15 protein-coding genes are annotated in these 9,931 nt (G+C 62.7%); 1 reads left to right on the top strand and 14 read right to left on the bottom strand.

Annotation, left to right across the window (positions count from 1 at the left end):
* Positions 1 to 5: 5 nt before the first annotated feature.
* From map to rplN, 14 genes are all read right to left on the bottom strand, one after another.
* Positions 6 to 803: a type I methionyl aminopeptidase gene (gene map, locus CH292_RS01530; protein ID WP_020111155.1), complete on the bottom strand. Its 798-nt coding sequence runs from the start codon at positions 801 to 803 to the stop codon at positions 6 to 8.
* Positions 803 to 1,357: an adenylate kinase gene (locus CH292_RS01535; RefSeq protein ID WP_019663568.1), complete on the bottom strand. Its 555-nt coding sequence runs from the start codon at positions 1,355 to 1,357 to the stop codon at positions 803 to 805. The genes map and CH292_RS01535 overlap by 1 nt, the downstream gene beginning before the upstream one ends.
* On the bottom strand, positions 1,354 to 2,676 hold the full coding sequence (gene secY, locus CH292_RS01540) for a preprotein translocase subunit SecY (RefSeq protein WP_019663567.1): 1,323 nt from the start codon (positions 2,674 to 2,676) through the stop codon (positions 1,354 to 1,356). Before secY ends, CH292_RS01535 begins: the two co-directional genes overlap by 4 nt.
* A gap of 296 nt (positions 2,677 to 2,972) precedes the next feature.
* A complete protein-coding gene (rplO, locus tag CH292_RS01545; RefSeq protein WP_019663566.1) occupies positions 2,973 to 3,416 on the bottom strand; it encodes a 50S ribosomal protein L15 in 444 nt (147 codons plus the stop codon).
* Between the two features lie 2 nt (positions 3,417 to 3,418).
* A complete protein-coding gene (rpmD, locus tag CH292_RS01550; protein WP_019663565.1) occupies positions 3,419 to 3,598 on the bottom strand; it encodes a 50S ribosomal protein L30 in 180 nt (59 codons plus the stop codon).
* Positions 3,598 to 4,260 (bottom strand): 30S ribosomal protein S5, encoded by a 663-nt coding sequence (rpsE, locus tag CH292_RS01555; protein ID WP_019663564.1) that lies wholly within the window; start codon positions 4,258 to 4,260, stop codon positions 3,598 to 3,600. Before rpsE ends, rpmD begins: the two co-directional genes overlap by 1 nt.
* A gap of 34 nt (positions 4,261 to 4,294) precedes the next feature.
* The gene (gene rplR / locus CH292_RS01560) at positions 4,295 to 4,708 is read right to left on the bottom strand and encodes a 50S ribosomal protein L18 (protein WP_020111156.1); all 414 of its coding nucleotides are present in this window, start codon (positions 4,706 to 4,708) and stop codon (positions 4,295 to 4,297) included.
* Position 4,709: 1 nt separating this feature from the next.
* Positions 4,710 to 5,249 carry a 50S ribosomal protein L6 gene (rplF, locus tag CH292_RS01565; protein WP_026347514.1) on the bottom strand — a complete coding sequence of 180 codons (540 nt, stop codon included), beginning with the start codon at positions 5,247 to 5,249 and terminating at the stop codon, positions 4,710 to 4,712.
* Positions 5,250 to 5,263: 14 nt separating this feature from the next.
* Entirely contained in the window at positions 5,264 to 5,662 is a 399-nt protein-coding gene (gene rpsH / locus CH292_RS01570) for a 30S ribosomal protein S8 (RefSeq protein WP_019663561.1), read from the bottom strand.
* Positions 5,663 to 5,992: 330 nt separating this feature from the next.
* Entirely contained in the window at positions 5,993 to 7,459 is a 1,467-nt protein-coding gene (locus CH292_RS01575; protein ID WP_094653840.1) for an APC family permease, read from the bottom strand.
* 229 nt (positions 7,460 to 7,688) lie between these two features.
* On the bottom strand, positions 7,689 to 7,874 hold the full coding sequence (locus CH292_RS01580) for a type Z 30S ribosomal protein S14 (protein ID WP_019663559.1): 186 nt from the start codon (positions 7,872 to 7,874) through the stop codon (positions 7,689 to 7,691).
* 4 nt (positions 7,875 to 7,878) lie between these two features.
* On the bottom strand, positions 7,879 to 8,442 hold the full coding sequence (rplE, locus tag CH292_RS01585) for a 50S ribosomal protein L5 (RefSeq protein ID WP_019663558.1): 564 nt from the start codon (positions 8,440 to 8,442) through the stop codon (positions 7,879 to 7,881).
* 1 nt (position 8,443) lies between these two features.
* Positions 8,444 to 8,761 carry a 50S ribosomal protein L24 gene (gene rplX / locus CH292_RS01590; protein WP_019663557.1) on the bottom strand — a complete coding sequence of 106 codons (318 nt, stop codon included), beginning with the start codon at positions 8,759 to 8,761 and terminating at the stop codon, positions 8,444 to 8,446.
* On the bottom strand, positions 8,762 to 9,130 hold the full coding sequence (gene rplN, locus CH292_RS01595) for a 50S ribosomal protein L14 (protein ID WP_008718280.1): 369 nt from the start codon (positions 9,128 to 9,130) through the stop codon (positions 8,762 to 8,764).
* A gap of 248 nt (positions 9,131 to 9,378) precedes the next feature.
* On the opposite strand from rplN, the gene CH292_RS01600 reads away from it, so the two are divergent.
* On the top strand, positions 9,379 to 9,931 hold a 553-nt coding region (locus CH292_RS01600), incomplete at its 3' end, for a TerD family protein (protein ID WP_256977840.1).

A 9,931-nucleotide genomic window follows, 5' to 3' on the forward strand; every position in this document is an offset into this window, starting at 1 on the left:
TCGAACTACTCCGGCCGCAATGTCAGAATGCGGGGGCCGTCCTCGGTCACGGCGACAGTGTGCTCCCAGTGCGCGGCACGAGAGCCATCGGTGGTGACGACAGTCCATTCGTCGTCGAGAATCTCGGTTTCGTACGTACCGAGTGTCAGCATCGGTTCGATCGCGAGAGTGGACCCGACCACGAGTTCGGGACCTTTGCCCGGAGCGCCTTCGTTGGCCAGAAACGGTTCCATGTGCATCTCGCGGCCGATGCCGTGGCCACCGTAGCCGTCGACGATTCCGTACTTGCGGCCGTGCAACTTCTCGGCGGCGTACGTTCCGTTCTCGATGGCGTGTGAGACGTCGGTCAGCCGGTTGCCCGGCAGCATGGCAGCGATTCCTGCCTCCATCGACAACCTCGTGGCCTCACTGAGCAACTCGTCGGCTTCGATGATGTCTCCGACGCCGAACGTCCAGGCGGAGTCGCCGTGCCAGCCGTCGAGAATTGCGCCGCAGTCGATGGAGATCAGGTCACCGGCAACGAGAACATCCGACGCGGAAGGGATTCCGTGAACCACACGGTCGTTCACCGACGAGCAGATGCTGCCGGTGAACCCGTGGTAACCCAGAAAGGACGGAACTGCGCCCGCGTCACGGATGACCGCTTCCGCGACGCGGTCGAGCTCCAACGTCGAGACACCCGGCTTGGCCGCGTCGCGCACGGCAACCAGTGCGGCGCCGACCACGGCGCCGGCCGCAGCCATGGCGTCGAGTTCGCCAGGGCTGCGAAACGGCACTACCTTGCGCTTACGACCGAACGCCATTACTTGTCGGTGCCCTCGATCGCCTTCAGTGCGCGAGCACTGACTTCTTCCACGTCGCCGATCGCGTCGACGGTGACGATCTGGTCCGTGTAATAGTCCAGCAACGGTGCGGTCTCGTCGCGGTAGACCTTGAGGCGATTGCGGATGACGTCTTCCTTGTCGTCCTCACGTCCGCGAGCGAGCATGCGCTCGACCACGACGTCCTCGTCCACGACGAAGGACAGGACGGCGTCGAGCTTGGCGCCGAGATCGGCGAGGATTCCGACGAGTGCTTCCGCCTGGCCGACGGATCGGGGGAACCCGTCGAGCAGGAAGCCGTTGACGGCATCCGGCTCTGCGAGGCGGCTGCGGACCATGTCGACGGTCAGCTCGCTCGGGACGAGATCACCGGCGTCGAGGTACTTCTTCGCTTCGATTCCCAGTGGAGTCTTCTCACCGATGTTGGCGCGAAACAGATCGCCGGTCGAGATGTGGGGAACGCCCAGCTTCTCCGACAGGACTGCTGCTTGGGTGCCTTTGCCTGCACCGGGAGGACCAAGAAGAACGAGTCTCACTTGAGGAACCCTTCGTAGTTACGCTGCATCAACTGACTTTCGATCTGCTTCACGGTATCGAGGCCGACGCTGACCATGATCAGCACGGCGGTGCCACCGAACGGCAGGTTCTGCGCGCCGCCGGAGCTTCCGATGTCGAGGAACAGGTTGGGCAGCACGGCGATGGTGCCCAGGTAGATAGCGCCCGGCAGGGTGATGCGGCTGAGGACGTAGTTCAGATAATCGGCGGTCGGCCTGCCCGGACGGATTCCGGGGATGAAGCCTCCGAACTTCTTCATCTCGTCGGCGCGTTCTTCTGGATTGAAGGTGATGGCGACGTAGAAGTACGTGAAGAAGACGATGAGGCCGAAGTAGATGGCGATGTAGACCGGGTTCGCCGGATTCACCAGGTACTCGTTGATGATTCGCTGCCACCAACTGGGGTCCACGGCGGTGCTTGCGGACGTGAGCTGGGCGATCAAGTTCGGTAGGTACAGAAGCGAGGACGCGAAGATCACCGGGATGACTCCGGCCTGGTTGACCTTCAGAGGGAGGTACGTCGACGAGCCGCCGTACATCTTCCGGCCCACCATGCGCTTGGCGTACTGGACAGGGATTCGGCGCTGGCCCTGCTCGACGAACACGACGCCGGCGATGATGAGGAACGCAGCGACGCAGACGAGCGCGAAGACGAGGCCTCCGCGGCTGTCGAGGATGGACTTGCCCTCGGACGGGATACGCGACGCGATTCCGGCGAAGATCAGCAGCGACATACCGTTGCCCACACCACGTTCGGTGATGACCTCACCGAACCACATCACCACGGCCGCACCTGCGGTCATGACGAGAACGATGATGACGAGTCCGAAGATCGACTGGTCGGCGATGATGTCCTGCTGGCATCCCTGAAGGAGCTGTCCGCGTGAAGCGAGAGCGACGAGGCCGGTCGCCTGCAGGATCGCGAGCGCGATCGACAGGTAACGGGTGTACTGCGTCATTTTCGCCTGGCCGGACTGGCCCTCCTTGCGGAGCTGCTCGAACTTCGGGATGACGACCGTCAGGAGCTGAACGATGATGCTCGCAGTGATGTACGGCATGATGCCGATCGCGAAGACCGACAACTGCAGCAGCGCACCACCGGAGAAAAGGTTGATGAGCGAGTAGATACCCGCTTGGTCACCACCGGAGACCTGGTCGATGCAGGCTCGGACGTTGGCGTAATCCACACCCGGCGACGGAAGCGTAGCGCCGAAGCGGTACAGGGCGACCAGACCGAGTGTGAACAGGATCTTCCGTCTCAGGTCAGGGGTCCTGAGGGCCGACACGAAGGCGGAAAGCAAAGATCCTCCTGGCACGACTGCGATGGCATCGAAACTTGCATCGAGCCACCAGGCTCTCGGCTGTTCGATCTTGGATTGCGCACGACACGGGCCGTCCGCATGAAACGCATGTTCACGTAACTCTAGAACTCTAACAGTGCGCGACGAACCGCCGGACGGACAGTCCGCGCACCACCCGACCGGTCGGCGGGCGAACTACTGCACTGCAGCGATGGCCGCAGCGTTGCCCTCGAAAGGGGTTGCCGCTGCGGCCATCGTCACACTGTGTGCTCACTCGACCGGAGTCGAGTTCGCGGCTATACCTCGGTTGCAGAACCGCCGGCAGCGGCGATCTTTTCCTTGGCGGAACCGGTGAACTTGTTGACGGAGATGTCGACCTTCACGGTCAGCTTGCCGTCGCCCAGAACCTTGACGGGCTCGTTCTTGCGGACTGCGCCCTTGGCAATCAGGTCAGCGATGCTGATCTGGCCACCCTCGGGGAACAGGCGCTCGATGTCGCGAAGGTTCACGACCTGGAACTCGACACGGTTCGGGTTGGTGAAGCCCTTGAGCTTCGGGAGACGCATGTGAAGGGGCATCTGGCCACCCTCGAAGCGTGCCGGCACGTTCTTGCGTGCGCCGGTTCCCTTGGTACCGCGACCTGCGGTCTTGCCACGCTTGCCACCTTCACCGCGGCCGACGCGAATCTTCGCCGACTTGGATCCGGGTGCGGGGCGCAGGTGGTGCAGTTTGATGGTCATGGTTAGACCTCCTCAACTGTTACGAGGTGGCGCACCACGTTGACCAGTCCGCGAGTCTGCGGGGTGTCCTCGCGGACGACGGACTGGCGGATGCCTTTGAGTCCGAGGGTCCGCAGACTGTCCCGCTGGTTCGACTTCTGGCCGATGGTGCTCTTGATCTGAGTGACCTTCAGCTGTGCCATTACTTCACCGCTCCTGCCTGTGCACGCGCACGCAGCATTCCGGCAGGTGCAACCTCTTCGAGGGTGAGTCCACGGCGAGCCGCGACTTCCTCGGGACGCTGCAGATCCTTGAGGGCTGCGACGGTGGCGTGAACGACGTTGATGGCGTTGTCGCTACCGAGCGACTTCGACAGCACGTCGTGGATGCCTGCGCACTCCAGCACGGCGCGAACAGCACCACCGGCGATGACACCGGTACCGGCGCTGGCCGGGCGGAGCATGACGACGCCTGCTGCTGCTTCACCCTGGACGGGGTGCGTGATGGTGCCGCCGATCATCGGGACGCGGAAGAAGCTCTTGCGGGCCTCTTCGACACCCTTCTGGATGGCTGCGGGAACTTCCTTGGCCTTGCCGTAGCCGACGCCGACCAAGCCGTTGCCGTCTCCGACGATGACGAGGGCGGTGAAGCTGAAGCGACGACCACCCTTGACGACCTTGGAGACGCGGTTGATCGCGACTACGCGCTCGATGAAGTTCGACTTCTCGGCAGCGTTTCCGCCACGCGAGTTGTCACGGCGGTCGCGTCCACCACGGTTGTCACCGCGGTTGTCGCCACCACTGTTGGGTCCACTGTTCTGTCCGGCGGGGCCATTTCCGCCGTCACGCCGTTGACGTCCCGGCATCAGGCTGTCCTTCCGTTGTCAGTTGCAGTCATCATCAGAATGCCAACCCGCCTTCACGAGCGGCATCGGCCAGAGCCGCGATGCGGCCGCTGTAGCTGTTGCCGCCACGGTCGAAGACGACCGCGTCGATTCCAGCTGCCTTGGCGCGGCTGGCGATGAGCTCGCCGACCTTTGCGCTCTGCGCCTTCTTGTCTCCGTCGAGCGCACGCACGTCGGCTTCGATCGTCGATGCGGAAGCCAGGGTGTGGCCTGCCAGATCGTCGACGAGCTGAACGTGGATGTGGCGCGAAGAGCGGTTGACGACCAAGCGAGGACGCTCGGGCGTTCCGGAGATCTTCTTGCGGAGACGGAAGTGGCGACGCGCCTTCGAGAGGCGACGCTTCGTCGAGATGTCCGTGCCGCGAGGCGTGCGGTCGACCTTCGCCTTGTCTGCTGTTTGCTGGCTCATATCACTTACCCGTCTTTCCGACCTTGCGGCGGATAACTTCACCCTCGTAGCGGATGCCCTTGCCCTTGTACGGGTCCGGACGCCGCAGACGACGAATGTTGGCAGCGATCTGGCCGACTGCCTGCTTGTCGATACCGGTGATGGTGAAACGCGTGGGCGACTCGACCGTGAAGGTGATGCCTTCCGGCGCCTCGATCAGCACAGGGTGGCTGTACCCGAGTGCGAATTCGAGATCCTTGCCCTTCAGCACCGTTCGGTAACCGACGCCGTGAATCTCCATCTTGGTGGTGTAACCGTTGGTGACACCGGTGATGAGGTTCGCGACCAGGGTGCGCGAGAGACCGTGCAATGCACGGCTACGACGCTCGTCGTCGGGGCGGGTCACGGCGATGCTGCCGTCATCCGCACGTGCGATCTGGATGGGCTCGGCGATCGTCAGGCTCAGGGCACCCTTGGGGCCCTTGACCGCGACGTTCTGGCCGTCGATCGTGATGTCGACGCCCGCGGGGACCGCGACCGGCAATTTTCCAATACGTGACATGGTGGTGGCCTCCCCTACCAGACGTAGGCGAGGACTTCTCCGCCCACACCCTGCTTGGCCGCCTGACGTTCTGTGAGCAGACCGGTGGACGTGGAGATGATCGCCACGCCCAGGCCGCCGAGAACCTTGGGCAGATTGGTGGATTTTGCGTATACGCGAAGACCAGGCTTCGAGATACGACGCACGCCCGCGAGGCTGCGCTCACGGCTGGGCCCGTACTTCAGATCGACGATGAGGGTCTTGCCGACCTCGGCGTCTTCGGTGCGGAAATCAGCGATGTAGCCCTCACGCTTCAGGATGTCGGCGATGTTCGCCTTCAGCTTCGAGTGGGGAAGCTTCACCTGGTCGTGGTACGCCGAGTTGGCGTTGCGCAGACGGGTCAAGAAGTCTGCAATTGGATCGGTCATCGTCATGGTGTGACCTGTGCACCTTTCTCGCAGCGGTTCCCATGCAACACGTGCGAACTGGTGCCCCCTGGATTGGCGAACAACCCGGGCCTGGCTCGTCACATCGTGGGCCTACAACGAAGTGAACATGTCCTGACCGACTGTTGCCGGTCAGGGGTTGCGCTCCAAGCAATGCATCTCTGCACTGCCAGGTGTTTCGAGCTTCCGCGTGGTGATGCCGCGTGCGGAGAACTCGAGGTTGCGTCTGTATTGCAAGGACTCGTGTGCAGGCACGACGAAGCCCGGGCAACCGCACTAGTGTAGGCAACCGGTGGGCAAACTCCAAATCGTTCGCCCTCAGTCCTGATCCAGCCTGTCGACGTCGATACGCGGCGCACCCTGCCCCGTCGCTCGGTTGACGACGTAGGTGACCGCCCACAGGACGACGCCGAGCAGCAGCATGGCACCGGCGATCTTGTACTGAATCATCTGTGCATCGGTTCGAGCCCACGGGCCCACCAGGAACAGGCACAGCACTGCTCCGGCGACCGGTACCCAGAACGGCGCTCGGAAGAAGGTCTTGTCCGCCCGTTGCTTCAACACCAGGCAGGCGACGTTGACCACGGCGAACACTCCGAGCAGCAACAAGCCGGTGGTTCCCGACATGGCGCTGACCACCGAATTGCCGGACAGCCGATTGACCACGACGATCAGCACCACCGCAAGAACAGTCGTGAAAAGGATTGCGGTCCAGGGCGATCGACGTTTCGGAAGTACTGCTCCGAGTGCCGTCGGCAGGACTCGCTGCCGGGCGAGACCGTAAATGCATCTGCTGGCCATCAGCATGTTGATGAGTGCAGTGTTGGCCACGGCGAACACCGTCATGTAGGGGAATATCTCGTCGATGGGGAGACTCGGTGCACCGACGCGCACGACGTGCAACAGAATTCCTTCGCTTCCCGAATCGTAGTTCAGCGGTAGAACGGCGATGACCGCGACGACGACCAGCACGTAGATCAGGCAGGCGATGCCGAGACCGGACAACATCATCTTCGGGAACATCTTCTGCGGCTCTTTCGTCTCCTCGACCATGTTCACGGAATCCTCGAAACCGACCATGGCGAAGAACGCGATCGTCGTGGCGACCGTCACCGCGAGAAACATGCCTTTCTCGTTCTGGTCCTCGAACACCACGAGGTTGGCGATATCGCCCTCGGCACTCCCCCGGCCCACCGCGACGAATCCGATCACGATGACGATTGCCAACGCAGCCATTTCGATTCCGGTCAGGACAACGTTGAATTTCACGGATTCTCCGACGCCCCTGAGGTTGATCGCTGCGAGAAAGCCCATGAACAGCAGCGCGACGACGAGCTGAGCCGTCGAGCCTGTTGGTATGTCGAACCAACCGAGTCCGTCTGAGGTGCTGAATGTTTCGTGTAGCCCGGCGAGCAAATTGCCGGCCACGACGTTCGACGACGTCGCCGCGCTGGTGATGCCGGAACAGATGACGGCGAAAGCCACGATGAATGTCGCGAAATGAATTCCGAAAGCTTTGTGGGTGTACAGAGCCGCGCCCGCAGCCTGCGGGTATTTCGTCACCAATTCCAGGTAGGAAAAGGCCGTCAGAGTCGCGACGACGAATGCGAGCACGAACGGTACCCACGCGATACCACCGACGTTGGAGATCATGTCGCCCGTGACGGCGTACACACCTGCACCGAGGATGTCGCCGACGATGAACAGAAGCAGTAGCCCTGGCCCGAGGACGCGTTTCAGTTCGCCTTGTTCTTCTTGCGCTTCGTCGTGCTTCAGTGTTGCCATGGCGAACCTCCGAAAGCGTCGGTTCGGTTCACGATAGACCTGCAGGCGTGGTCTGGATACTCGAAACGTCCACCCGTTGCAGCCGGGTCGATCGAGGTCGATAGTGCAGGTAGAGGGCGCACACGAAAAACGGGCGTGGGTTCCTGTCGGAACCCACGCCCGTCAGCGTGATGCGTCAGCGTGGTAACTACGCGAGGCCCTGAGACATCGCCGTTTCAGGGCCTGGAGGTCACCAGGAGCTCTTGTGAACGCCGGGGAGTTCTCCGCGGTGCGCCATTTCGCGAACGCAGATACGGCACAGGCCGAACTTGCGGAACACGGAGTGGGGACGGCCGCAGCGGTTGCAACGCGTGTAACCACGCACTGCGAACTTCGGCTTCTTGTTGGCCTTGTTGACCAATGCCTTCTTCGCCATGGACTCAGTTCTCCTTGAACGGGAAGCCGAGGTGCTTGAGCAGCGCGCGGCCTTCTTCGTTGTTGGTTGCGGTGGTCACCACGGTGATGTCCATGCCGCGCGGACGATCGATCTTGTCCACGTCGATCTCGTGGAACATCGACTGCTCGTTGAGGCCGAACGTGTAGTTGCCGTTGCCGTCGAACTGCGTGCCGCTCAGGCCGCGGAAGTCCCTGATTCGGGGAAGGGCAATGGAAGTCAGGCGGTCCAGGAACTCCCACATGCGGTCGCCGCGAAGCGTGACGCGGGCACCGATGGGCATTCCTTCGCGAAGCTTGAACTGTGCGATGGACTTGCGGGCCTTGCGGATCTCCGGCTTCTGGCCGGTGATCGCTGCCAGGTCGGCAACTGCACCGTTGATCAGCTTCGCGTCACGGGCGGCGTCGCCGACACCCATGTTGACGACGACCTTGACGACACCGGGGATCTGCATGACGTTGTCGTATGCGAACTCGGTGTTCAGGGCGTCCTTGATCTCGGCGCGGTAGCGCGCCTTCAACCGGGGCTGCGTGTTCTCAGTGGTAGTCATCTCAGATGTCCTTCCCGTTCTTCCGGGAAACACGAACGCGCTTGCCGGTCTCTTCGTCGGTCCGGTAGCCCACGCGAGTGGGGTTTCCGTCCGAGTCGATGACTGCAACGTTCGATACGTGGATCGGGGCTTCCTGCGTGACGATTCCGCCCGAGGATGCGCCACGCTGGTTCGCGGAAACCGCGGTGTGCTTCTTGATCCGGTTCACGCCCTCGACGAGGACCTTGGAGTCAGCGGGGTAAGCCTGAATGACCTTGCCCTTGGCGCCCTTGTCCTTGCCGGCGATCACGAGAACGGTGTCGCCCTTGTGCACCTTCATTTACAGCACCTCCGGGGCGAGCGAGACGATCTTCATGAACTTCTTCTCACGCAGCTCGCGGCCGACCGGGCCGAAGATGCGGGTTCCGCGAGGGTCGTTGTCCGGCTTGATCAGCACGGCAGCGTTCTCGTCGAAACGGATGTAGGAACCGTCCGGGCGACGACGCTCCTTGACGGTGCGGACGATGACGGCCTTGACGACCTCGCCCTTCTTGATGTTTCCACCGGGGATGGCGTCCTTCACCGTAGCTACGATGATGTCGCCGATTCCGGCGTAGCGACGTGACGAGCCACCGAGAACGCGGATGCAAAGGATTTCCTTCGCGCCCGTGTTATCAGCAACGCGTACTCGCGACTCCTGCTGAATCACAAACTTCTCCTAGACCTGGATGTGCATACGTGCCGGATTTCCGTCCCGACACGCGCGGTCGGCTACCGCGGAGCGGGCGCACGAAGACACACCGCTGCCACAGGCAACCGGTCAAGTGTAGGGGACGCACCGGATCGAATCCAAATCGCGGCTGGTCGACACGTACGCATCCACTACGTCTCCGGGTAACCCGACGCGTGGCGGCCTGCGCCTGTGGGCCGCGCCGCACGTCGTGCACACTGGAACACGTGAAGACCCTCGCCCGCGGGGAGAATTGCCCCGCTCCCCCTGGGACGTTGACTGTCACGCTCCGAACTTCAGCGACAGTCGACGTATCGGCACTGCTGCTCGGCGCTGGCGGAAGAGTGCGCTCGGACGACGACCTGATCTTCTACAACCAGCCTTCCGGCCCCGGAGTGCAGTACCACCGGGACCCGAGCGGGCACCGGATCACCGTCGAACCCGAACGAATTCCCGCAGGTGTCGACACAGTGGCCATCACTGCCTCGCTCGACGGCACCGGTGCACCGACGTTTGCTGCCTCCGGGCCCGTCGAGACAAGTGTCGTCGACTCCACCGGGACCACCGTCGTCACGTACCCGGCCGACGCATTGGGCGCCGAGAATGCACTCGTGTGCCTCGAGATCTACCGACGCGGTGACGCCTGGAAGATCCGTGCCGTCGGGCAGGGCTTTTCCGACGGTTTGGCCGGTGTCGCGACCGCGTTCGGGATCACCATCGACGACGACGAAAGTCCGACGGCCGACACCCCGAGTCCCGAACCCACCCCGAGTCCAACCC

This window comes from Rhodococcus sp. 14-2470-1a (assembly GCF_002259425.1).
In the GTDB taxonomy this organism is placed as follows: Bacteria; Actinomycetota; Actinomycetes; order Mycobacteriales; family Mycobacteriaceae; genus Rhodococcoides; species Rhodococcoides fascians_E.

What these genes read in the sequence shown, in the direction of transcription:
- rplX (WP_019663557.1), bottom strand. Translation starts at nt 8,761, where the DNA reads ATGAAGGTGCACAAGGGCGACACCGTTCTCGTGATCGCCGGCAAGGAC.
- rplF (WP_026347514.1), bottom strand. Translation starts at nt 5,249, where the DNA reads ATGTCACGTATTGGAAAATTGCCGGTCGCGGTCCCCGCGGGCGTCGAC.
- rpmD (WP_019663565.1), bottom strand. Translation starts at nt 3,598, where the DNA reads ATGGCACAGCTGAAGGTCACTCAGATCAAGAGCACCATCGGCCAGAAG.
- rpsH (WP_019663561.1), bottom strand. Translation starts at nt 5,662, where the DNA reads ATGACGATGACCGATCCAATTGCAGACTTCTTGACCCGTCTGCGCAAC.
- rplR (WP_020111156.1), bottom strand. Translation starts at nt 4,708, where the DNA reads ATGAGCCAGCAAACAGCAGACAAGGCGAAGGTCGACCGCACGCCTCGC.
- CH292_RS01575 (WP_094653840.1), bottom strand. Translation starts at nt 7,459, where the DNA reads ATGGCAACACTGAAGCACGACGAAGCGCAAGAAGAACAAGGCGAACTG.
- rplE (WP_019663558.1), bottom strand. Translation starts at nt 8,442, where the DNA reads ATGACTACCACTGAGAACACGCAGCCCCGGTTGAAGGCGCGCTACCGC.
- map (WP_020111155.1), bottom strand. Translation starts at nt 803, where the DNA reads ATGGCGTTCGGTCGTAAGCGCAAGGTAGTGCCGTTTCGCAGCCCTGGC.
- rpsE (WP_019663564.1), bottom strand. Translation starts at nt 4,260, where the DNA reads ATGCCGGGACGTCAACGGCGTGACGGCGGAAATGGCCCCGCCGGACAG.
- CH292_RS01580 (WP_019663559.1), bottom strand. Translation starts at nt 7,874, where the DNA reads ATGGCGAAGAAGGCATTGGTCAACAAGGCCAACAAGAAGCCGAAGTTC.
- rplO (WP_019663566.1), bottom strand. Translation starts at nt 3,416, where the DNA reads ATGACCATCAAACTGCACCACCTGCGCCCCGCACCCGGATCCAAGTCG.